This window comes from Nocardioides speluncae, from assembly GCF_003121585.1.
Classification (GTDB): Bacteria; Actinomycetota; Actinomycetes; order Propionibacteriales; family Nocardioidaceae; genus Nocardioides; species Nocardioides speluncae.
Window position 1 is genome coordinate 1 of the sequence record NZ_QEOO01000034.1, and the last position, 21437, is coordinate 21437.

Consider the following 21437-nt stretch of genomic DNA (forward strand, 5'->3'; position numbering starts at 1 on the left):
TACGCGGCCCCAGCCACCACACCACGATCAGAATCGACATCAACACCGGCGCGCCGCCGTGACACCAGCCACGACATCTTAAGTTGACGGCATTGCGTCTAGCCGCGCCTAGCCGCCGATCGCCGACATCGGCCGGTCCGGCTGCAGGAACGTCGGGTCGTCGATGCCGTGTCCGGCGCGCTTGCCCCGCATCGCCACCACCCACCGCTGCGCGAGCTCGGTGTCGGAGGCGCCGGCGCGCAGCGGCGTCCGCAGATCGGACTCCTCGCGCGCGAACAGGCAGTTGCGGACCTGGCCGTCGGCGGTCAGCCGCACCCGGTCGCAGTCGCCGCAGAACGGCCGGGTCACCGACGCGATCACGCCGACCGTGCCCGGTCCACCGTCGACCTGGAACAGCTCCGCAGGTGCGCTCCCTCGCGGCTCGGCAGCCGGGGTGAGAGTGAACTCGGTGGCAAGTGCCGCGAAGATCTCGTCGGCGGTGACCATCTCGGCGCGGCTCCAGTCGTGCTGCGCGTCCAGCGGCATCTGCTCGATGAACCGGAGGTGGTAGCCGTGCGTGAGCGCCCAGCGCAGCAGTTCGGGCGCCTGGTCGTCGTTGACACCGCGCAGCAGCACCGCGTTGACCTTGACCGGAGTCAGGCCCGCCGCATGCGCGGCGGCGATACCGGCGACCACGTCGTCCAGCCGGTCCCGCCGCGTGATGGTGTGGAAGGTCTCGGCCCGGACGGAGTCCAGGCTGACGTTCACCCGGTCCAGCCCGGCCTCGGCGAGCGCCGCGGCCGTCCGGGACAGGCCGAGGGCGTTGGTCGTGAGCGAGACCTCGGGCGAGGGACTGAGCGCCTTGGTCCGCGCCACGATGTCGACCAGACCGCGGCGTACCAGCGGCTCGCCGCCCGTGAAGCGGACCTCGCGGATGCCGAGCAGCCGCACCCCGATGTCGATCAGGCGCACGATCTCGTCGTCGGTCAGCACCGTGTCATCGGGCAGCCATTCCAGGCCTTCGGCGGGCATGCAGTAACTGCACCGCAGGTTGCACCGATCGGTCAGTGAAACCCGCAGGTCCGTGGCGACCCGCCCGTAGCGGTCTGCGAGGACTTGTCCGGTCACCATGTAACCCTACTTCGCCGCCGCTGAAGGCGGTGGTTACGCTCGGCCGGTGAGCTCCCTGCGTCTGTTCCTCAGTCGGCGCTGGGTCCTTTTCGCGATCACGGTCGCGCTGCTGGCCTGGCTGGCGTGGCGGCTGGGCGAGTGGCAGTTCCACCGCTTGGAGGACCGCAAGGAGCGCAATGCGATCATCGAGCGGAATACGTCCGGCCCGCCGGTACCGGTCGCCGAAGCGCTCGCGGTCGATGACCCCGTCGAGAAGGACGAGGAGTGGCAGCGGGTGACCGCCACCGGCAGCTACGACACCGCGAACACCGTGATCATCCGCTACCGGACCCGAGACGGCGCTCCCGGCGTCGACGTCGTGGTGCCGTTCACGACCACCGACGGCCCCGCTCTGCTGGTCGACCGCGGCTGGTTCGGCACCGATGAGCGCAACCTCGGCCCCGACGACGTACCCGCTCCCCCGGCAGGCGAGGTCATTGTGACCGGCTGGGCCAGGACCGACGGGACCGGCGACAGCACCGCCGTCCACGACCAGTCCGCCCGGGCGATCTCCAGCGAGCGGATCGGGGACGCTCTCGACCTCACGGTGTACGGCGGCTTCGTCGACCTCGAGTCGGAGACGCCGGAGGCCGACGAGCCGCTGGAGCGGGCCGAGCTGCCCGAGCTCAACAACGGGCCGCACTTCTTCTACGGCCTGCAGTGGTGGTTCTTCGGCGCGCTCGCGATCTTCGGCTTCTGCTACCTGGCGTACGACGAGTGGCGCAAGCTCCGCTCAGAGCGCGCGCAGCATGCCACCGTCGACCGGGACCATCACCCCGCTGACGAACGATGACGCCGGCGACATCAGGAACGCCGCGACCCGGCCGAACTCGGCCGGCTCCCCCACACGCCCGAGCGGGATGCCGTCGGCGGAGTTCGCCCCGAGCTCCCGGAGTCGCTCAGTGGCGACCCGGCCCGGCATCAGGCCGTTGACTCGGATCCCCCGCGGCCCGAGCTCGTCGGCCAGCGCCTTGGCGACCATCGCCAGGCCGGGGCGCAGGCCATTGGAGATTGCCATGTTGGGGAGCGGCGAGCGGACCGACGACGACAGCACGAACGTGATCGTGCCGCCCTCGCTGAGCGCGGCAGCGACCTCGCGAGCCAGCCGCACCGCGCCCAGGAACACCGACTCGAACGAGCGGGTCCAGTCCTCATCGGAGGTATCTGTGACGGGGCCGGTGGGTGGCCCGCCGACCGAGATCAGCGCGCCGTCGACGCGGCCCCACCGTTCGGTGGCCGCGGCGATCAGCCGGCCGGGCGTGGCCGGATCGGCGTTGTCGGCGGCCACGCCGAACGCCGAATCGCCGAGCTCGCTGGCGGCGGCGTCCAGACTGGCCTGATCACGTCCGGAGAGCACCACGCGGGCACCCTCGGCCACCAGGCAGTCCGCGGTGGCGCGGCCGAGGCCGCGGGCGCCGCCGGTCACGAGGAAGACGCGCTCACTCAGTCGCAGGTCCATGGCACAGATCCTTCCAGGCGGGCGTTCAGCTGAGCGCGTCGAGTGGCTGGTCGAGCACGATCTCGACGGGCACGGCCGAGGGCGGCTCGCCGTCGTGCACCTGCTTGGTGGCGAACTGGGTGCGGTAGAGGTCGCCGTACAGGCCGCCTTCGCGCAGCAACTCGCTGTGGGTGCCGGACTGGACGACGCGGCCGTCGTCGATGACGAGGATCTTGTGGGCGTGCCGGATCGTCGACAGCCGGTGCGCGATGACCAGCGAGGTGCGGTCCGCGAGTGCGGCATCGAGCGCGGCCTGGACGGCGTACTCGGACTCGGAGTCCAGGTGGGCGGTCGCCTCGTCGAGTACGACGACGGCCGGGGCCTTCAGCAGCAGCCGGGCGATCGCGAGCCGCTGCCGCTCACCGCCGGACAGCCGGTAGCCGCGGTCGCCGACGACGGTGTCCAGCCCGTCCGGCAGCGAGGTGACCAGGCGGTCGATCTGGGCGGCGGCGAGCGCCTCCGTGATCTGCTCCTCGCTGGCATCGGGGCGGGCGTAGAGCAGGTTCGCCCGGATCGTGTCGTGGAACATGTGGGCGTCTTGGGTGACGTAGCCGACCACGTCCTCCAGGGACTGCAGCGTCACGTCGCGGACATCCTGTCCGCCGACCCGCACCGCGCCTCCGGTCACGTCGTACAGCCGGGCCACGAGGTGGGTGATCGTGGTCTTGCCGGCGCCGGATGGGCCGACCAGCGCGATCATCTGGCCGGGCTCGGCCTTGAACGAGATGTCTCGCAGCACCTCTCCGCTGTCGCGGGACTCCTTGCGGGCCACCGCCTCCAGCGAGGCCAGCGAAACTTCCTCGGCGCGCGGGTAGCGGAACGCGACGTGGTCGAACTCGACGGTCGCGGCGGTCGGCGACAGCGCCTTTGCGTCGGCCTTCTCGCTGATCGAGGTCGGCAGGTCCAGGACCTCGAAGACCCGGTCGAAGCTGACCAGGGCGGTCATCACGTCGATACGGACGTTGGCGAGGCCCTGCAGTGGCCCGAGCAGCCGCAGCAGCAGCGTCGCCAGGGCGAGGACGGTGCCGACGGTGAGCTCCTGCTGGATCGCCATATAGCCGCCGACGCCGTACACCAGAGCCGTGGCCAGCGCCGGGACCGTCATCATCGTGGCCGCGAAGATCCGGGTGATCAGCGCGATCCGGACGCCGAGGTCGCGGACGTGGCCGGCCTTCGCGGCGAACAGCGCGTCCTCCTCCGGCTCGCGCCCGAAGAGCTTGAGCAGGATCGCTCCGCCGACGTTGAAGCGCTCGGTCATCAGCGCGCCCATATCGGCGTTGCCGTCCATCTGCTGCCGGGACAGCCCGGCGAGCCGGATACCGACCCAGCGCGACGCGAGCAGCAGGATCGGGAACATCGCCAGGCACAGCACGGTCACCTGCCAGCTGAGCGCCAGCATCGCGATCCCGACCACCAGGACCGAGACCAGGTTGGAGACGGTGCTGGACAGCGTCGAGGTGAAGGCCCGCTGGGCGCCGACGACGTCGTTGTTGAGCCGAGAGACCAGCGCACCGGTCTGGGTTCGGGTGAAGAACGCGAGCGACTGGCGCTGGACATGGCCGAATACCCGCGTCCGCAGGTCGAAGATCAGGCCCTCGCCGATCCGCGAAGAGAAGTAGCCCTGCCCGACGGTGAGTACGGCGCCGACCAGTGCCGTCACCGCCATCCCGATCGCGAGCAGGATCACCAGCTGGGTGTCCTGCTTGAGGATGCCATCGTCGACGATCCGCTGGACCAGCAGCGGCGTCACCACCACCAGGCTGGCGTCGACGATGGTGATCGCCAGGAAGCCGGCGATCAGGGCCCGGTGCGGCCGCGCGAAGGAGAGCACGCGGCGTAGCGTCTTGCGCTCGATCTTGTTGTCGACCACGCTCCGGTCCGTGCGCAGGTTGCGCCAGACCGGCCCCATCCCCTGCATTCCAGACATGCTGCTCCTTGGTTGGCGTTCACCCCATCAGTTCGACGAGCTCCCGGAATCGGCCCACCTGCGCGGTGCGCTCGGCCAGTCGCTGCTCGTCGAGCGTGCGTCGCGGCGCCTCCTGAAGGAGCGCCTTGGTCGCCCGTACTGCCCCTGCGAAGTTCGCGGTCAGCGCGTCGGTCAGCGTGACCGTCGCCTGGTCCAGCTCGCCGGCCGGAACCACCTGCTGGACAAGTCCCAGCGACAGTGCCTCGGCCGCCGGGACCATGCGCGCGGTGGCACAGATCTCCAGTGCCCTCGCGTACCCAACCGCCTCGACGAGTGGTTTTGTTCCCGCCAGGTCCGGCACCAGGCCGAGCGCCGGCTCCTTCATGCAGAACCTGGCGTCCTCGGCGGCGATCCGCAGGTCGCACGACAGCGCGAGCTGGAACCCGGCACCGATCGCGTGCTGCTCAACCACGGCGACGCTCACGAATCGCGGGTCGGCGAGCATCGCGAACGGCAGCTGGTAGGTGCCGATCTCGTCGATGATCTCCGCGTCGGCCTTCCGGGCCGTCGTCACCAGGCTGCCGGCCTCGCCCGCACGGCCGGGGTCGAGCAGCCCGAGGTCGAGCCCGGCCGAGAAGGTGCCGCCCGCGCCACGGACGACCACGACCCGGACCTCCTCCCCCAACCCCTCGAGGATCCGGACCAGCCCCGCCCACATCGCCGGGTGCTGCGCGTTGCGGACGTCGGGCCGGTTCAGGGTGATCGTCGCGACCGCGCCTTCGACGGCGTACTGGAGTCCGGCGGCGGTGAGTTCGTCAGGGCTCATGCCGGTGAGTCTAGGTACCGCCCACCCGGCCCGTATCCACGTGGTACGACGCCGACCCGGCCCGTGTTCACGTGGTACGACGCCGACCCGGCCCGTGTTCACGCGGTACGACGCCGACCCGGCCCGTGTTCACGCGGTACAACGCCGACCCGGCCCGTGTTCACGCGGTACAACGCCGACCCGGCCCGTCTTCACGCGGTACGAGGCCGACCCGGCCCGTGTTCACGCGGTACGACGCCGACCCGGCCGGTCTTCACCGGTGGCCGGTCGACAAGAGCCGGGTCACCGTGTCCGTGCGTCAACACCGGCCGGGTCAGCGCGCCAGGATGTCAACAAGAGCCGGGTCAGCGCGCTCTCGCGTTGACATTGGCCGGGTCGGCGTTAGGCAAGGGCGACCAGGTCGGCGTAGTCCTCGCTCCAGAGGTCCTCGTCACCGTCGGGGAGCAGCAGCACGCGGTCCGGCTCGAGGGCGCGGACGGCGCCCTCGTCGTGGGTGACCAGCACGATCGCGCCCTCGTACGTGCGGATCGCGGCCAGCACCTCCTCGCGTGAGGCCGGGTCCAGGTTGTTGGTCGGCTCGTCGAGCAGCAGCACGTTGGCGCTGGAGACGACCAGGCTCGCGAGCGCGAGCCGGGTCTTCTCGCCACCGGAGAGTACGGCGGCCGACTTGTGCGCGTCGTCGCCCGAGAAGAGGAACGAGCCCAGCACGGAGCGTGCCTCGCTGTCGGTCAGCTGCGGAGCCGCGCTCTGCATGTTCTCCAGCACGGTGCGTCCGGTGTCGAGGGTCTCGTGCTCCTGGGCGTAGTAGCCGATCTTCAGGCCGTGACCGGGAACGACCTGGCCAGTGTCGGACGCGTCCACCCCGGCGAGGATCCGCAGCATCGTGGTCTTGCCGGCGCCGTTCAGGCCGAGGATGACCACCCGCGAGCCCTTGTCGATCGCCAGGTCGACGTCGGTGAACACCTCCAGCGAGCCGTAGGACTTCGACAGCTCGGTGGCGGTCAGCGGGGTCTTGCCGCACGCCGCCGGCGCAGGGAACTTGATCCGCGCGACCTTGTCGGCCTTCCGCTCGGCCTCGACGCCGGCCATCATCTTCTCGGCCCGCTTCAGCATCGACTGCGCGGCCTGCGCCTTGGTCGCCTTCGCGCGCATCCGGTTGGCCTGGTCGGTCAGTGTCTTGGCCTTGTTCTCGGCGTTCATCCGCTCGCGGTGCCGGCGCCGCTCGTCGGTCTCCCGCTGCTTGAGATAGGACTTCCAGCCCATGTTGTAGACGTCGATCTCGGCCCGGTTGGCGTCCAGGTGCAGCACCCGGGTCACCGTCTGCTCGAGCAGCTCGTTGTCGTGGCTGATCACGATCAGCCCGCCCTTGTGGGCCTTGAGGAACTCGCGCAGCCAGACGATCGAGTCGGCGTCCAGGTGGTTGGTCGGCTCGTCGAGCAGCAGCGTCTCCGCACCGCTGAACAGGATCCGGGCCAGCTCGACCCGGCGCCGCTGACCACCGGACAGTGTCTTCAGCGGCTGGGCGAGGATCCGGTCCTCGATGCCGAGGCTGTGCGCGATCTGGGCCGCTTCTGATTCCGCGGCGTACCCACCACCGGCGTGCAGCTCGGCGTCGGCCCGCGCGTACCGCTTCATCGCCTTCTCGGCGACCTCCGGGTCGGCGGACCCCATCAGCGCCTCGGACTCGCGCAGCCGGCGTACGACGTCATCCAGGCCGCGGGCGGACAGGATCCGCTCCCGCGCGATCACCTCGGGGTTGCCGATCCGCGGGTCCTGCGGCAGATAGCCGACGTCGCCGGTCGCGGTGACCTTGCCGGACGCGGGCAGCGCCTCGCCGGCCAGGATCTTGGTGAGTGTGGTCTTGCCAGCGCCGTTGCGCCCGACCAGTCCGACCTTGTCACCTGGGGCTACGCGGAAACTGACGTTCTCCATGAGGAGACGCGCACCAGCGCGGACCTCCAGTTGCTGGGCCGTGATCATCAGGATGGTTAGTGTACGTGCGAGAGGGAGCTCACCAGACATCCGGATCGCCCTCCGGAGCGGTACCCAGGAAGGGACGCAGATGCGCTTCAATCCCAAGGCTCGGCTCGACACCGGGCAGGTCTCGGACTCGGGTGGCGGTGGCGGTCTCGGTGGCGGCGGCGGGATGCAGATCCCGATCCCTGGCGGTATGAAGGCCGGTGGTGGCATCGGCGGCCTGCTGATCGTGCTGGCCTTCTTCGTCCTCACCCAGTGCATCGGCGGCGGTGGCGGCCTGACCGGCGGCGGCGGAGCGGGTTCGCCCTTCGACACCCGGCAGATGGCCGACGCCGACACCGGCCGCTACGACAGCTGCAAGACCGGCGCCGACGCCGAGGAGAACCCCGACTGCGCGAGGGTCGCGGTGGAGAACTCGCTGCGCGACTTCTGGGATGACACCATCGGCAGCGGCTTCCAGCCGGCGTCGCTGCAGACCTTCACCGGCTCGGTGAACACCGCCTGCGGTCAGGCGACCTCGCAGGTCGGGCCGTTCTACTGCCCCGGCGACTCGAGGATGTACCTCGACAGCACGTTCTTCGAGCAGGTGCTGCAGGGTCAGCTCGGCGGCCCGGCCGGTGAGTTCGTCGAGCCGTACGTGATCGCGCACGAGTACGGCCACCACATCCAGAACCTCACCGGCCAGATGAGCAAGGTGCGGACCCAGCAGGGCCCGAAGAGCGACGCGGTCCGGCTCGAGCTGCAGGCCGACTGCTACGCCGGCATGTGGGCCCGAGCCGCGACCAGCACCGACAACGAGGACGGTGTCGCGCTGATCGAGGAGCTCACCGAGCAGGACATGCAGGAGGCGCTCGACGCAGCCGCTGCGGTCGGTGACGACCGGATCCAGCAGAAGACGCAGGGCCAGGTCACCGAGGAGTCCTGGACCCACGGCTCGGCCGAGTCCCGGATGAAGTGGTTCAAGGTCGGGCTCGACCAGGGCGACCCGGAAGCCTGCGACACCTGGGCAGTCGACACCCCCTGACCGAAGGACGCGTCAGAGCAGCGCCTCGATCTGCGGGAACTGCCGCTGCATCGACCTCAGGTATGGCGCCACGCTGGGGTGGCGGAACTTGCCGGCGAGGGCGCCGGGCCGGTCCGCCACCCGGGCCAGCGCCCATTCCGCCCGCGACATCACGGTGAGGACGGCGGCTACCTGGGCGCCGAGCTCGGCCTGCTCGCGGCCGGCCAGGCCGTCGGGCAGCGCCGCCACATAGGCGTCCAGGAGCGGCTGGAACTCCTCCCGTGCCGAGAGTGCGAGGTAGCCGAGGTCGGCGCCGACCGGCCCGGTGCCGAGCGTCGACCAGTCGATCGCGAGCACGGCACCGCCGTCGCGGCCCAGCAGGTTCTCCGGTGTCGGGTCGCCGTGCTGCGGCACCTGCGGTAGCCCGTCGAGTACGCCGAGCAGGTGCTCCCGGCGGGTCCAGATCCGGTCGGCGACATCCGCGACCGTCGTACGTGCGAGGAGTCGCCAGCCGCCGCGGTGCTCGACCCGCGCCATCCGTTCGCGGAGCTGACCGCGGGCCAGCCAGGGAGCGGACGGGAGCTCAGCGGCCGCGAACCCACCCAGCGCCGCCGCTCGGAACAGACCGGAACTCCCCGCGTCGGTCACCAGCGGGTGCCAGATCGTGACGCCCTCCACGTCCTCGTCGACCCGGTACGCCGCAACCGACCGCAGCCCCGGCGTCCGGTCCACCGCGCCGCTCAGGGCCACGTCCGCCGGCCGTCGCCACCATGCGAAGTGCGCGGGCCTCGAGAAGTCCGCCGGATCGTCCGCCGCGGGCGCCGCGATCCGCTTGACGGCGTACACCGTGCCGCCCGACTCCACCCGCCAGATCCCGGCCGTCGACGCCCCCATGCCACCCGCCAGCCGCGTCCATCCCGGCTCCGGTTGCCACATGCGCTCATCGTGGCAGAGCGCGGCGGTCAGCGCCGCCGGGTCCGGAACTCGCTCTCGGTGATCGTCTGGTTGTCGCCCCGCTCGATGGCGATCACCTCGAGCTTGTAGTCGGTGCCGTACTGCAGGAACTGCGGGGGTACGACGACGCGAGTCACCCACCTGGGCACGTCCACGCTGAGCACGCGAAGCGGGTCCTCGCGCTCCACGATCACCTGGTAGCCGACGATGTCGATGCCGGCCGGCCGGGTGACCGGCTTCCAGTCGATCACGGTGTTCCGGCGGTCGACCAGAGCACCTTCGCGCGGCTTGACCACCGCCGCGGCGGCCGGGATGTCGTGGGTGAGCTCAGCGGCGCCGACGATCATCCGGCCCTCGGGGGTGCGGCCGACGATGGCATACCGGCCCTCAGGGAACATCTTGAACAGCTTGGCCTTCGGCAGATCGTCGAGCGACGGCTCGGCGCTCTCGAAGAACAGCTCGGTGACGCCGATCTTGCCGATGCTGCCGTCGGCTCGTACGCGGAGCAGCAGCTTCCCGTCGGGGCTGTAGATCTGCGCCGTCTCCCAGCCTTCCGCGTCCAGGAGCGCCTGCACGCCCATGTCTCTCGCGGTGGCGTTGAGCTCGAACAGCAGCTTGGACTTGGTGAACGGCAGCGCCCGCCGCTGGTCGGCGGGACGTTCGTCGGCACCCGTCGTGGCGATCGCACCTGGCACGCCTGCGGCGAGCGTGACGAGTACGGCGCCCGCCGCGATCTTGGTCTTCCGGTTCATGGCTTCCTCCTGGTTGGCACCGGGCTTGGACCAAGCCCGCTCCGACCAGCCTCGGGAGCCGGCAGTGAGAGCGTGGTGAGCCGACGATGAGTGCCAGATGAGTCTGAGTCAGTCGCGCGGGATCGTGATGCGGACGACCGCACCACCCTCGGCGCCGTTGTCGGCGGTGGCCGTGCCGCCGTGTGCCTTCGCGACGGCCGCGACGATCGCCAGCCCGAGCCCGGCACCGCCGTCGCCCCTCGTTCGGGCGTCGTCCGCCCGGGTGAACGCCTCGAACGCCGACGGGAGGAACTCTTCCGGGAAGCCGGGACCGGTGTCGACGACCTCGAGGACGACGACGCCGTCGGCCTCGCGCAGGGACACCTCGACCCGGCCGCCGGCAGCGGTGTGCCGGATCGCGTTGTCGACCAGGTTGCCGACCGCCTGTCGGATCCGGTTGACGTCGACACTCGTCGTACCCACGCCGTTGGACGTGCGGAGCGACACCTGTGCCTCGGCAGCCCGCGGACCGAATGCCCGGACCACCTCGTCGACCAGCGCACCGACGTCGGTCTCCTCGCGGCGAAGCGGCAGCTCGCCGCCGTTGGCACGAGCCAGCACCAGCAGATCCTCGGCCAACGCGATCAGCCGGTCGGTCTCCTCGGTCGCGCTGCGGATCGCAGCCGTCAGCTCCTCGGGGGTGCGTGCCCGCCGGGTCGCCAGCTCCAGCTCGGCCTTCAGGTTGGCCAGCGGAGTTCGCAGCTCATGACTCGCGTCGTCGACGAACCGCCGCTCCCGACGCACCGCCTCTTCCAGCCGGCCCAGCATCCGGTTGAGGCTCGCGGCGAGCTCGGTCAGCTCGTCCCGGGTCGGCGGTACGGCGAGCCGCCGGCCCGGCTCGGACGCCGAGATCGCCTCGGCCTCGCGACGCAGTCGCCCCACCGGGCGCAGCGCGGCGCCGCTGACCTGCCAGCAGACCAGACTCGCCAGGAGCACGGCGATCGGACCGCCGACGATGAGCAGCACCAGCAACCGGGCCAGGGCCTCCTGCTGGTCCTCGACGGCCGCGCCCACCACCAGCACCCGGCCGTCGTCGAGCGGGGTCGCCAGCAGTCGGACCGGCACGGTCTCGCCGTCGGCGCGGATCGACGCGTCGAAGAACCGGACGCCGTCGACCGCGGCAACCTCGCCGGCCGTGAGCAGCGGACGCTCGGCGACCGCCGGCGTGCCTCGCGCCACGGCGCCCTGGGCCGTGAGCAGCTGCGAGAACGACTCCTCCGACTCGGCGATCCGCCGACCTGTCGGCGCCGTACGGCCAGGGTCGCCGCGCAGCGACTCGGCGTGCGAGCGGAGGCCGGTGTCGACGGTGGTGTGCAGGTCTGATCGCAGCTGCAGGTAGAGGAAGGCGCCCATCGCGGCCACCACCAGCGCAAGCAGCGCCGCCGCGACCAGGGTCAGCCGAGCCCGAATCGGGAGCCGCATCTCAGCCGCCCGGCGCCGCCGCGGCAGCTGCCCGCATCCGGTAGCCGACTCCGCGCACCGTCTGGATCGAGTCGAGGCCGAACGGCCGGTCGATCTTGTCACGCACGTAGCCGATGTAGACGTCGACCACGTTGGAGCCGCCGTCGTACGCGAAGTCCCAGACGTGCTCGATGATCCGGCTCCGGGTAAGCGCCTCGCCCGGGTGGCGCATGAGGTACTCCAGGAGGGTGAACTCCTTCGCCGTCAGCTCGACCGCACTCCCCTGTTGCCATACCTGCTTGGTCGCTGGGTCCAGTCGCAAACCACCCACGGTCAGCACCGCCGGCCGCTCTCCAGGATGGCGCCGGATCAGCGCCCGCAGCCGCGCCAGCAGCTCGGCGAACGAGAACGGCTTGGCGAGGTAGTCGTCGGCCCCCGCGTCCAGCCCCTCCACCCGGTCGAGCACTGCGTCACGCGCGGTCAGGATCAGCACCGGGGCCCACTGGCCGGCCTCGCGCAGTCGGCGGCACACGTCGAATCCGCCCAGGTCGGGCAGCATCACGTCGAGCACGATCGCGTCGTACGGGTTCTCGGTACCAGCCCACACGCCGTCTGCGCCGGTGCCGACCACGTCGACGGCATAGCCTTCCTCGGCCAGACCCCGCCGCAGCAGGCCGGCCATCTTCACCTCGTCCTCGACCACGAGCACCCGCATGGTTTTCCTCCACTGCGACACTAAGGCCGGACGGATGAGCGTGAGATGAGAAACGCGCTATGCGTTGTGCACGGCGATCCGCACTGAACAGGCGTCCGCGATGGCGGCCTCGAGTACGCCGCGGCGCGGGTCGGGGACGGCCAGCCAGGGGCCGACGACCTGCTTCTTGAACTTAGCCAGCCGCCGGTCCTCGAGTACGGCGTCCACCGCCGCGTGGTCGCCTCCGCAGACCAGCCATCCGCGACCGAGCGGCGCGAGGATCCGGGCCGCATGGTCCGCGGCCGCCCCATAAGCCTGCCGGGCCTGGTTGTCCCGCCGGCGCGCGAACCGCTGCTGGCTCTGCCCGCCGGCCTTGGTGCGCCCCTGCACGTGCCGCTGCCCGACCTTCGACTCCACGATCCGGTCGAGCTCGAGCCGGGCGACGGCGAAGCCGCCCTTGCGGACCAGCAGCACGCCCCAGCTCTGCGGAGGCTGGGAGTGCGCCAGCAGCCCGGCGACCTCGGGCGCGTCGCGATAGACCCGGCCGAACGGCAGCGCCACCGCGAATGTGGACCCATCGGCAGCCTCGCCCGCCAGCGCGCCGTCGCGGACGGCGTACTCGGTCGGGCCGTGCCGCTCCTCGAAGTTCTCGACCCAGCGCACCACCCGGGCGCCCGGGACGAAGAGTTCGGTCACACGTTGAAGCCGAGGGCGCGCAGCTGCTCGCGGCCGTCGTCGGTGATCTTGTCCGGGCCCCACGGCGGCATCCAGACCCAGTTGCTTTTCGGCGATTCTGTCATCGTCCACAAATCTACCCACAGTCTGCGAGGGCGATGGAAGGTGACCCTGGGTGCTTACGGGTGATGGCGGCGCAGCAATGAGCCCTCGCACCCGTCACGTTGGGCCTGCTCGTGGCCGACCTGCTCGAAGCTGGCCGGTCGCACTGGCGCCGTACCAGACGTCGTCGGGCTGGATGCCGGCCTCTATCCACGTGACCAGAGTGCCACTTCCCGAATCGCCGTCCGTCGGGGTGTTCTGCCCCCGTCAACAGGCCTGGCTCGACTGCTTCAGGTCTGGCGGCGCCCCTGCATGTGCGGCTGGCCGATGCGTGTACTCGGGGATCGGGTGCGCTGCGACGTCCTAGGCGCCAGGTTTGGGTCGAGGTTGTCGAAAGGAGATGCCGACGGCGGCGTGTTCCCCACGGAGATCAGATCGAGGGAGTTCGGCCACCCGAGTAACCTCACCTGTCTCAGGAGCCCACGTGATGAGACTTCTGTCCATCGAGAGCAGGAGCTGCTGCTCGTCCCACCAGCCGTGGATTTGGAGGAACGCGCCTGTCGGTGCGGACCACGTCAACGTCGCGACGGGTCCACCAGTTGCCGCGTTCGCGACTCGCAACGCGTAGCGTCCGCCCACGGTCTCATAGTTCGAATAGCCAACACGATCTCCCGCCCACCAGGAACGGAAGTAGCGCCCGCGCTGTCGGGGACTCGCGGGCAGTTCAGTGACTTTCGAGCCGCGCGTATCGCGCACGCGGTCAACCTCGCCGTTCCGCGTGACGGTGACAAGGTTTCCGTTGCCCTGGAAGCCCAGTCCGAGAGCAGGGGCGGCCGAGTCCGTTGCATCGGCGGTCTTGACGTTTACTACTTTGTCGCGAACCTTCCACGGATCAGCGACGAAGCGATTGCCTCCCGGATACCAGCGGATGCTCCCGACCCCCCCCGATGCCTTCGAGGTAGGACTCCCAGCGTCCAGACGTCAGGTTCAGCACGATGACTCCGGAGGCCGCGCTGAACGCCAGCTGAGTCCCTGTGTCGTCGAGAGCGCCGGATCCGAGCGTGTCCGCGGCGGGCCACATTTCTTCAGGGAGCCCGAGGCCGCCAAGTGACAACTTGGTCCAGGAACCGTTCCAGAGGGCGATCGTTTCGGAGGACCAACCGCTACCGTCGTCCAGCGTCTCGCGGGGCCGGTATGTCAACCAAGCGCTTGCGTCAGGGCTCGCTTCGAACTCGGCGAGTCTGTTCAGGTCCGTGGGAAAAAGGGCGGGCAGACCCCGGCGTGAGCCGACAGACGTCACATGACGCGGCAGCCGAGTGACGTCTTCGGTGCTCGCTGGCGCCGACGGCTTGGAGGGAGATTCGCCGATCTGCCCTGAGGGCTGGGCGTCGGGAGTCGTGACCTCGTCGCACCCGCTGAGGGCGACTGCGATGGTCGCCAGCCCGACCCACGCTCGAGCACGGCGTCGGAAACCCGTCACAAGAAGTGCTGGCACACCGCTCAGCCAACCAGAAGTGGCGAGCAGAGCTCACCTCCACTCGACACCACACCTGAGGAAAGTCGCCTTCTGACCTACGGCTATCTGAAGAAAGAAGCCCCCTGACCTGGGGTTATGCAGGCCCGAGGGCCGATTCTGAGGCGCTCAAGAGCCTCACACGTTGAAGCCGAGGGCGCGCAGCTGCTCGCGGCCGTCGTGGGTGATCTTGTCCGGCCCCCACGGCGGCATCCAAACCCAGTTGCTTTCCGGCGATTTCGTCATCGAGCACTCCCAATTGTGGCTGTGACCTGCGCAGACTCTGATCCGACGGTGACGGTGCGAGGCAGGCTACGCACAAAACTACCCACAGTCGGCGAAGGTGGCGTCGACTCGTCACCCGAAGGTGACCCGGGGTGCTGACCGGTGCCGGTGGTGGTTCGTGACAGCCGGTGCATCTAGCTAGTCCGTGTCGATCGCCCACTCCTCGGTGCGGACGACGTCGGCTGCAAGCTGGCGGACGAGCCGTCGTCGCCGTCGAACGCGCGCATAGGGCGAAGACGCTCGCATAGCTCGACCTTGACCGGTCGTCCGTACAGATCGCCTTGGAAACCGATCAGATGCGCCTCGAGAAACCGCGGGCCATTCTTGTCATTGAAGGTTGGGCGTCGACCTACCGAGACCGCGGCGATCAGCGGTCGCCTGCCAGGCTCGTCGAGCAGGTGGACGAGACCCGCCCAAACGCCGTCGCGACCTAGCGCGTCGTGCGGGACCGAGATGTTGGCAGTTGGAAATCCGAGCGTGCAACCTCGCTGGTCGCCGACTTCGACAACAGCCTCCACCACCGGGCGGTCGCAAGCGTCATGCATGGATCTCCTCCTCTCGCGGTGCGCTGAGTAGACCTGCCGCTGTGGGTGCCACCCCCTATCCGACCGTCCTACGCAGGTCGCGAACCGCGAGGACGGTCGCACTCGGGTCTGGCATGTCAGCCAGTCTCCCGGTTCGACGCTTCCGCGGAATCCCGCAAACCACCTACGTGACTACGTAGTGACCGCAAGAGGGACGTCATCACCACGCGGGAGAGTCCGCTCGATCGAGGTCGAGAGAATCCAGTGCTCGCATCCCTCGTCGTCGAGGTGGCGGTCATCGGAGCCGGAGCGAGAGGTGAGGCTATGTGCACTCCGGCTGCGGAGCACGGGCCTGTCGCACGGCCTGCGGAAGCCGGCGCATCACCTACTTACCGCGAGTTAGGTAGCCCGATGCGTAGTTCTGCGGTCGTCTGCAAACGCAAGCAGGCTTTCACTGGTGGCTACACCCGGCTCGGCATGAGGAAGGCGAGCAGACATGATCACCACCATCGACACGGCAACGGCCCTGCTCCTGCGTTCTCGGCTGCTCGAGCTGGCTCGTCGTCACGATGAGCTGGCTAACGAAGAGGCAGTAGCGACGCCATACTGGACGCCGCAACCCACCAGTGTTCACACGCATCGCACGGTGGCCGACGCGCTGCGCGCTGATGCCGACCTGTTCCTTGCGGCCGAGTACCCGCGCATGGGTGACGCAAGCATGGACACCCTCGGGCGCGCGTCATGACCTGGACGAAGACCAGTTCCCGGTCCGAGAGCTGCACCCCCCACCCGATGGTCCGGCAGTGAGACATCCACATGTCCACACCAGCCGTCGACTACATCCGGTTCGCCGTCCTCGGTGACTCCGCGTCCTACGGCGTCGGCGACCCGACCCCGCAGGGATGGCGGGGTTGGGCACGGATCCTGGCCGAGGCGATCGCGGTCGAGCATCACGTCTCCTTCTGCAACCTGGCGGTCCCCGGAGCAGTTGTCGCCGACGTACGGCGGGGGCAGCTCTCCGAAGCACTCGCCCATCGGCCTGTCGTCGCCTCTCTGGTCGTCGGCCTCAACGACGTCCTGCGGTCCAACTGGGACCCCGAGCAGATCCGCGCCGACCTGCTGCACTGCGCCGGTGAGCTGGCGCGGCAAGGCGCGGTGGTGATGACGGTCCGGTTCCACGACCACACGCGAGTGCTCGGCGTGCCGGGCATCCTGGCCCGACCCCTTCGTCGACGGATCGCGGTCCTGAACGAGATCTACGACGAGGTGCACGAGCAGTACGGCACTCTGCGGCTCGATCTCGCGTCGGACGCGGCCATCTGCTCGCGGGAGCTGTGGGCCTTCGACCGGCTTCACCCCTCCGAGCTGGGGCACCGTTGGCTCGCCCATCGGATCGGCATGCTCCTGAACTCCGAAGGACTCGCCTTTTCAGCACCATCGCTGCGTTGCACCAGCACCCCACCGGGTCCCCGGGACAAGGTCCGCACCTTGCTGACCGATGTCGCTCCCTGGCTCGGACGCCGGCTCCGCGGCGTGGCGCCCTGCGTTGCCCGAGAAGGCCTGCGCCGAACCGCTATACGATGGTCATTCCACCGTCGACCGGAACCGTCTGTCCGGTGATGTAGCCGGCCGCGTCACTCGCCAGGAACACCACCGCGGCCGCGAGCTCGCGTGGGTCGCCCTTGCGGGCCATGGGGATGCGCGTCTGCTGCGCCTCGAGGTAGCCCGGCGGGTACTGGTCTGTCATCTCGCTGGCGAAGAAGCCAGGAGCGATGGCGTTGACCCGGATGCCCTTGCGGCCGGTCCACTGCTGCGCGAGGTCGCGGGTCATGCCGATGAGGCCGGCCTTCGATGAGGCATAGGCCGCTTGGGGCAGTCCGGCGGTTGTCAGGCCGAGCACCGACGAGATGTTGATGATGCTGGACCCGGGTTGCATGACACGCCCGCAAGCCTGGGCCATCCAGTAGCAGCCGTTGAGGTTGACGTCGATGACCTGACGGAACTGCTCGGGCGTCTCCCGGGTCGCGGGTACGGCGGTGCCGACGCCGGCGTTGTTGACGAGGACGTCGACGCCACCAAGCTCGCCCAGGGCACGAGTGACGAGGTTAGTGCACGACTCGGGGACGGCGACGTCGGTGGCCACAGCGATGACACGACGTCCGGCCTGCTCGACGACCCGTGCGGTCTCGGCGAGCTTGTCGACTCGGCGGGCACCGAGCGCCACGTCGGCGCCGGCCTGGGCGAGAGCGACGGCGAACGCCACTCCGAGGCCGCTGGACGCCCCGGTGACAACGGCTACCTTCCCGTCGAGGCGGAACAGGTCGAGGATCGAGTTGTCGCTCACAGGTTCTCCGTTCATGTCCCGGCTCAGGACCGGGCCGCGATCTGGTGGGCGATCTCTAGGAACTGCGGCACCGACTCCCCCGCCGTGTCGAACCCCGCGCCGCTGCCGGATCCCGCGCGGCGCCGGTGGTCGATCCCGGCGGCGATGACGGCGACCTTGAAACAGGCCAGGGCTCGGTGAAAGCTCCAGTGCTCGAGGTCGTGACCGCTGGCCACGGCGTACTGCTCGGCAAGGCTATCCGGTTCCGGCAGACGGTTGCTGGTCCAGGCGCTGGGCGCGCCCATGATGAGGTCGAACGCCGGCTCGCGGTAGGCACACATCATCGCGACGTCAGCCACCGGGTCTCCGATGGTGGACAGCTCCCAGTCCACGACGGCGGCGACGCGGGTCGCAGTGCCCGATCCCGCGATGATGGTGTTGTCGATGCGGTAGTCACCGTGAACGATCGACGTACGGCGCTGTGACGGCAAGTCTCGCTCCAGTACGCACACCACCTCGTTCGCCAGCCCCTCGAGCTCAGGCGGCCCGACGATCTCCCACTGGCTCTTCCAGCGCCGGGCCTGGCGCGCGGCGTACCGGTCGGGACGGCCGAACTCCTCGAGCCCCACCGCGGCGTGGTCTACATCGTGCAGCGCGACGAGCGCAGCGATCATCCGGTCGACCACAACGGCAAGGGTGGCGTCGTCGAGGGGGACCAGGTCCGCCTGCGTGCGCAGCGTCGCGCCGTCGACGAAGCCGCTGACGGTGAACGGCACGCCGAGCAGGTCGTCGTCCTCATGGAGCAAGATCGCCTCGGCGACGGGTACCGGCGTGCCGGCGAGCGCGGATGTCACCCGGTGCTCGCGGACCACGTCGTGGGCCGACGGCGTCCGCCCGGTGCGCGGTGGGGTCCGCAGTACCCATCGCTTCTGTCCGTCCGTGATGACGTACGTCAGGTTCGACCGCCCGCCGGAGAGCACGGTCGCGCCGAGCTCGCGGGCGGGCGGCGCACCCTCGAGGGCCATCGCGTCGGCGATCCCGGCGAGCTTTTCGGGCGTGAGGTCGGTCATCCTGCCCCTGCGATCCGACGCACGGCGCGCTTCGCGATGGACCAGCGGTGGACCTCCGACGGACCGTCGTAGATACGGAACGGCCGGATCTCCCTGGCGATCTTGGCCACCGGCAGCTCGCGAGAGACGCCGAGGGCGCCGCACATTTGGACCGCACGGTCGACGACGCGGTGCAGCGCCTCACCCGCGAACGTCTTGGCGATCGAGGTGCTCTCCGAGGCGCGGCCGCCAGCGTCGAGCTCGCGGCAGGCCTCCAGCAGCAGCGCGCGGGTGGCCGCGAGGTCGATCTCGTTGTCCGCGATCATCTGCTGCATCATTCCCAGGTCGGCCAGCCGGGAGCCGAACGCCTCCCGGCACGCGACGTGCGCGACGGCGACCTCGTGCGCGCGACGGGCGGCACCCGACCAGCGCATCACGTGGGTCATCCGCGCCGGCCCGAGCCGCACCTGTGCGTACCGGAAACCCTCGTCCACGCCTCCGAGCACGTCCTCGTCGGGCACGAACGCGTCGGTGAAGGTCATGTCACAGTGACCGCCCAGCATGGAACGGTCCATGGTTTCGATGTGTCGATCCACGCTGATCCCCGCGCGGTCGGTCGGAGCCAGCAGCATCGTGGCTCCGCCCGGGTCGCCGGGTTCGCCGCTGGTGCGAGCCATGATGATGAAGAAGCCCGTGCCGTCCGCGCCGGTAATGAACCACTTGCGGCCGTTCACCAGCCAGCCGCCGTCGACCTTGGTCGCAGTGGTCCGCAGCATCGTGGGGTCCGCGCCCGCCCCTGGGGCCGGCTCGGTCATCGCGAACGCCGAGCGCACCTCGCCGCGCACCAGCGGCGCGAGGTACCGCTCCCGCTGGCTCGAGGTCGCGACGTGGTCGAGCAGGTGCACGTTGCCCTCGTCCGGGGCATTGATGTTCAGCGCCATCGCCCCGAACAACGACCGCCCCGCGGCCTCGAACACCGGCGCCCGGTCCACCATCCCCAGACCCAGGCCGCCCAAGTCGGTCGGGCCGTGCGGTGTCAGCAGGCCGCGTTCGCGTGCCAGCGCCTGCAACCGCAGCCGCAACGCCTCGCCGCCCGCCGCATCGACGTCGCCGTCGTGCTCATCGTCGACGGGGAGCACGTGCTCGCGGACGAGCGCGTCGACCGCGCCGATGAGGGCGTTATCCGCCATCAATTGACCTGCCTCTCGCGGTTCTGCCAGTACGGCGCGCGCAGCTTGAACTTCTGCAGCTTCCCGGTCGCCGTGCGCGCAAGCTCGTCCCGGACCTCGACCGACGTCGGCGCCTTGTAGCCGGCCAGTCGTGCCTTGCACCAGGCGATCAGCTCCGCCTCGTCCGCCTCGGCGCCGTCGGCGAGCACGACCAAGGCTTTGATGGTCTCGCCCCACCTCTCGTCGGGGACCCCGATGACGGCGACCTCGGCAACCGCGGGGTGGGAGAACAAGGCATCCTCGACCTCGATTGAGGAGACGTTCTCACCGCCGGTGATGATGACGTCCTTCTTCCGGTCGCTGATCGTCAGGTATCCGTCGTCGCCTATCGTTCCGCCGTCGCCGGTGTGGAACCACCCGTCCGCCAACGCGGCTTCGGTTTCGTCCGGACGCTCCCAGTACCCCCGGAGGACCGCGTTGGATCGGGCCAGCACCTCGCCATCGGAACTCACCTCGATTCGTACGCCGAGAGCGGGGGCACCCGCCCGCGACAGCTTCACTGCCCGCTCCTCGGGAGCGAGGTCGTCCCACTCGGCCCGCGACCGGTTGAACGTCAGCAGCGGCGAGGTCTCGGTGAGCCCGTAGAGCTGGATGAATTCCCACCCGAGCTCCTCCTCCACTCGAGCGATCGTCCTGGTCGGTGGCGGGGCACCTGCGACGATCACCCGGACCCGGTCCCGGCCCGGGATCTCACCGTCCCAGGACCGGGCCGCCTCGAGCACGGAGGCGATGACCGCCGGCGCGGCACACAGGTAGGTGACGCCGTGCTGCTCGATGCGGCGCAGGATCTCAGTTCCGTCCACCTTGCGCAGCAGGACCTGGCGCACACCGAGCCCAGCCGCGGCGAACGGCATTCCCCACCCGTTGACGTGGAACAGCGGCAGGGTGTGGAGGTAGACGTCGCGATCGGTGACTCCCGCGTGGAGAGCGAAGGTCACGGCGTTCACCCACAGGTTGCGGTGAGTGAGTTCGACCCCCTTCGGTCGAGCGGTCGTTCCCGAGGTGTAATTGACGGTTGCCACGGCGCACTCGTCCGGCTCCCAGGCATTGGGTTCGACGCCCTCCGCGGCGTAGAGATCGTCGTCGTCCCCGAGCACGAACTTGAACTCCACGTCGACTCCGGCGACTGCGTCGACGAGGTCGGGATCGACGAGGAGCACCCGTGCACCACTGTGCTCGACGATGTAGGCGATCTCGGCCGGGGACAGCCTGAAGTTGACGGGCACCAAGACCCTTCCGGACCCGGCGACGCCGTAGAAGCCGGTCAGCAACCGCGCGCTGTTCTGGGAGACGATCGCGACTCGCTCGCCGGCGCCGACGCCGAGTTCGTCCAGCTTCGCGGCCTGGCGGCGGGCGAGGTCCGCGACCTCGCGATAGGTGAGATCACCCAAGCTTGGCGCGGGCTGGTTCGGCTCGTCGACGACACCCGTGCGGTCGCCGTACACCTGCTCGGCGCGGTAGAGGAAGTCCACGACACTGAACGGGAAATTCACGATCGGCTCTCTTTCGTGAGGTTGGCGTGGTGGTGCCCGGTCGCA

19 protein-coding genes and 2 pseudogenes are annotated in these 21437 nt (G+C 69.7%); 4 read left to right on the top strand and 17 right to left on the bottom strand.

Translation table 11 applies throughout. The annotated features are described in order from the left end of the window. Positions 1–108: 108 nt before the first annotated feature. Complete coding sequence (gene moaA, locus DDV73_RS17320; protein WP_109508522.1) at positions 109–1110, bottom strand: GTP 3',8-cyclase MoaA; 1002 nt, start codon at positions 1108–1110, stop codon at positions 109–111. Positions 1111–1156: 46 nt separating this feature from the next. Here moaA and DDV73_RS17325 point away from each other — a divergent pair, with 46 nt between their 5' ends. Continuing rightward, on the top strand, positions 1157–1942 hold the full coding sequence (locus DDV73_RS17325) for an SURF1 family cytochrome oxidase biogenesis protein (protein WP_109508523.1): 786 nt from the start codon (positions 1157–1159) through the stop codon (positions 1940–1942). Here DDV73_RS17325 and DDV73_RS17330 read toward each other — a convergent pair. The 4 genes from DDV73_RS17330 to DDV73_RS17345 all read right to left on the bottom strand — a co-directional run bounded on the left by DDV73_RS17330 (position 1883) and on the right by DDV73_RS17345 (position 7359). Beyond that, entirely contained in the window at positions 1883–2608 is a 726-nt protein-coding gene (locus DDV73_RS17330; protein ID WP_109508524.1) for an SDR family NAD(P)-dependent oxidoreductase, read from the bottom strand. The genes DDV73_RS17325 and DDV73_RS17330 overlap by 60 nt on opposite strands. A 25-nt stretch (positions 2609–2633) precedes the next feature. Continuing rightward, the gene (locus DDV73_RS17335; RefSeq protein ID WP_109508525.1) at positions 2634–4574 is read right to left on the bottom strand and encodes an ABC transporter ATP-binding protein; all 1941 of its coding nucleotides are present in this window, start codon (positions 4572–4574) and stop codon (positions 2634–2636) included. 19 nt (positions 4575–4593) lie between these two features. Next, on the bottom strand, positions 4594–5379 hold the full coding sequence (locus DDV73_RS17340; protein ID WP_109508526.1) for an enoyl-CoA hydratase/isomerase family protein: 786 nt from the start codon (positions 5377–5379) through the stop codon (positions 4594–4596). A gap of 381 nt (positions 5380–5760) precedes the next feature. After that, entirely contained in the window at positions 5761–7359 is a 1599-nt protein-coding gene (locus tag DDV73_RS17345) for an ABC-F family ATP-binding cassette domain-containing protein (RefSeq protein ID WP_109508527.1), read from the bottom strand. Between the two features lie 82 nt (positions 7360–7441). Between DDV73_RS17345 and ypfJ the strand changes: the two genes are divergently transcribed. Next, the gene (ypfJ, locus tag DDV73_RS17350; RefSeq protein WP_109508528.1) at positions 7442–8380 is read left to right on the top strand and encodes a KPN_02809 family neutral zinc metallopeptidase; all 939 of its coding nucleotides are present in this window, start codon (positions 7442–7444) and stop codon (positions 8378–8380) included. Between the two features lie 12 nt (positions 8381–8392). Here ypfJ and DDV73_RS17355 read toward each other — a convergent pair whose 3' ends face one another. The 8 genes and pseudogenes from DDV73_RS17355 to DDV73_RS29745 all read right to left on the bottom strand — a co-directional run bounded on the left by DDV73_RS17355 (position 8393) and on the right by DDV73_RS29745 (position 15319). Next, positions 8393–9295 (bottom strand): phosphotransferase, encoded by a 903-nt coding sequence (locus tag DDV73_RS17355; protein WP_109508529.1) that lies wholly within the window; start codon positions 9293–9295, stop codon positions 8393–8395. A 26-nt stretch (positions 9296–9321) separates the two neighbouring features. Then, the gene (locus DDV73_RS17360; RefSeq protein ID WP_109508530.1) at positions 9322–10065 is read right to left on the bottom strand and encodes a fibronectin type III domain-containing protein; all 744 of its coding nucleotides are present in this window, start codon (positions 10063–10065) and stop codon (positions 9322–9324) included. Between the two features lie 108 nt (positions 10066–10173). Continuing rightward, positions 10174–11526, bottom strand: coding sequence for an ATP-binding protein (locus tag DDV73_RS17365; RefSeq protein WP_109508531.1), 1353 nt, complete (start codon positions 11524–11526; stop codon positions 10174–10176). 1 nt (position 11527) lies between these two features. Beyond that, entirely contained in the window at positions 11528–12220 is a 693-nt protein-coding gene (locus tag DDV73_RS17370; RefSeq protein WP_109508532.1) for a response regulator transcription factor, read from the bottom strand. Between the two features lie 57 nt (positions 12221–12277). Next, complete coding sequence (locus DDV73_RS17375; RefSeq protein WP_109508533.1) at positions 12278–12895, bottom strand: acVLRF1 family peptidyl-tRNA hydrolase; 618 nt, start codon at positions 12893–12895, stop codon at positions 12278–12280. Beyond that, a pseudogene (locus DDV73_RS28810) lies at positions 12892–12984 on the bottom strand (metal-sulfur cluster biosynthetic enzyme); the annotation flags it as partial. The pseudogene DDV73_RS28810 and the gene DDV73_RS17375, both read right to left, overlap by 4 nt. Positions 12985–14627: 1643 nt before the next feature. Further along, a pseudogene (locus DDV73_RS17380) lies at positions 14628–14729 on the bottom strand (metal-sulfur cluster assembly factor); the annotation flags it as partial. 179 nt (positions 14730–14908) lie between these two features. Further along, on the bottom strand, positions 14909–15319 hold the full coding sequence (locus tag DDV73_RS29745) for a riboflavin kinase (RefSeq protein ID WP_109508534.1): 411 nt from the start codon (positions 15317–15319) through the stop codon (positions 14909–14911). A 475-nt stretch (positions 15320–15794) separates the two neighbouring features. Between DDV73_RS29745 and DDV73_RS17390 the strand changes: the two genes are divergently transcribed. Beyond that, entirely contained in the window at positions 15795–16043 is a 249-nt protein-coding gene (locus DDV73_RS17390; RefSeq protein ID WP_109508535.1) for a hypothetical protein, read from the top strand. A gap of 71 nt (positions 16044–16114) precedes the next feature. Continuing rightward, a complete protein-coding gene (locus tag DDV73_RS17395; protein ID WP_109508536.1) occupies positions 16115–16918 on the top strand; it encodes an SGNH/GDSL hydrolase family protein in 804 nt (267 codons plus the stop codon). On the opposite strand, the gene DDV73_RS17400 is transcribed toward DDV73_RS17395, so the two are convergent. Genes DDV73_RS17400 through DDV73_RS17415 form a run of 4 tightly spaced genes read right to left on the bottom strand, consistent with a single transcriptional unit; the run spans position 16872 to position 21392 of the window. Further along, positions 16872–17642 carry an SDR family NAD(P)-dependent oxidoreductase gene (locus DDV73_RS17400; protein WP_206050932.1) on the bottom strand — a complete coding sequence of 257 codons (771 nt, stop codon included), beginning with the start codon at positions 17640–17642 and terminating at the stop codon, positions 16872–16874. The two genes, DDV73_RS17395 and DDV73_RS17400, sit on opposite strands and share 47 nt — an antisense overlap. 23 nt (positions 17643–17665) lie before the next feature. Continuing rightward, positions 17666–18691: a phosphotransferase family protein gene (locus DDV73_RS17405; RefSeq protein ID WP_109508538.1), complete on the bottom strand. Its 1026-nt coding sequence runs from the start codon at positions 18689–18691 to the stop codon at positions 17666–17668. Then, entirely contained in the window at positions 18688–19860 is a 1173-nt protein-coding gene (locus tag DDV73_RS17410; protein ID WP_109508539.1) for an acyl-CoA dehydrogenase family protein, read from the bottom strand. The genes DDV73_RS17405 and DDV73_RS17410 overlap by 4 nt, the downstream gene beginning before the upstream one ends. Next, a complete protein-coding gene (locus DDV73_RS17415; protein WP_109508540.1) occupies positions 19860–21392 on the bottom strand; it encodes an AMP-binding protein in 1533 nt (510 codons plus the stop codon). Before DDV73_RS17415 ends, DDV73_RS17410 begins: the two co-directional genes overlap by 1 nt. Positions 21393–21437: the final 45 nt, after the last annotated feature.

What these genes read in the sequence shown, in the direction of transcription:
- moaA (WP_109508522.1), bottom strand. Translation starts at nt 1,110, where the DNA reads ATGGTGACCGGACAAGTCCTCGCAGACCGCTACGGGCGGGTCGCCACG.
- DDV73_RS17330 (WP_109508524.1), bottom strand. Translation starts at nt 2,608, where the DNA reads ATGGACCTGCGACTGAGTGAGCGCGTCTTCCTCGTGACCGGCGGCGCC.
- DDV73_RS17335 (WP_109508525.1), bottom strand. Translation starts at nt 4,574, where the DNA reads ATGTCTGGAATGCAGGGGATGGGGCCGGTCTGGCGCAACCTGCGCACG.
- DDV73_RS17340 (WP_109508526.1), bottom strand. Translation starts at nt 5,379, where the DNA reads ATGAGCCCTGACGAACTCACCGCCGCCGGACTCCAGTACGCCGTCGAA.
- DDV73_RS17345 (WP_109508527.1), bottom strand. Translation starts at nt 7,359, where the DNA reads ATGATCACGGCCCAGCAACTGGAGGTCCGCGCTGGTGCGCGTCTCCTC.
- ypfJ (WP_109508528.1), top strand. Translation starts at nt 7,442, where the DNA reads ATGCGCTTCAATCCCAAGGCTCGGCTCGACACCGGGCAGGTCTCGGAC.
- DDV73_RS17355 (WP_109508529.1), bottom strand. Translation starts at nt 9,295, where the DNA reads ATGTGGCAACCGGAGCCGGGATGGACGCGGCTGGCGGGTGGCATGGGG.
- DDV73_RS17360 (WP_109508530.1), bottom strand. Translation starts at nt 10,065, where the DNA reads ATGAACCGGAAGACCAAGATCGCGGCGGGCGCCGTACTCGTCACGCTC.
- DDV73_RS17365 (WP_109508531.1), bottom strand. Translation starts at nt 11,526, where the DNA reads ATGCGGCTCCCGATTCGGGCTCGGCTGACCCTGGTCGCGGCGGCGCTG.
- DDV73_RS17370 (WP_109508532.1), bottom strand. Translation starts at nt 12,220, where the DNA reads ATGCGGGTGCTCGTGGTCGAGGACGAGGTGAAGATGGCCGGCCTGCTG.
- DDV73_RS29745 (WP_109508534.1), bottom strand. Translation starts at nt 15,319, where the DNA reads ATGCATGACGCTTGCGACCGCCCGGTGGTGGAGGCTGTTGTCGAAGTC.
- DDV73_RS17390 (WP_109508535.1), top strand. Translation starts at nt 15,795, where the DNA reads ATGATCACCACCATCGACACGGCAACGGCCCTGCTCCTGCGTTCTCGG.
- DDV73_RS17395 (WP_109508536.1), top strand. Translation starts at nt 16,115, where the DNA reads ATGTCCACACCAGCCGTCGACTACATCCGGTTCGCCGTCCTCGGTGAC.
- DDV73_RS17405 (WP_109508538.1), bottom strand. Translation starts at nt 18,691, where the DNA reads ATGACCGACCTCACGCCCGAAAAGCTCGCCGGGATCGCCGACGCGATG.
- DDV73_RS17410 (WP_109508539.1), bottom strand. Translation starts at nt 19,860, where the DNA reads ATGGCGGATAACGCCCTCATCGGCGCGGTCGACGCGCTCGTCCGCGAG.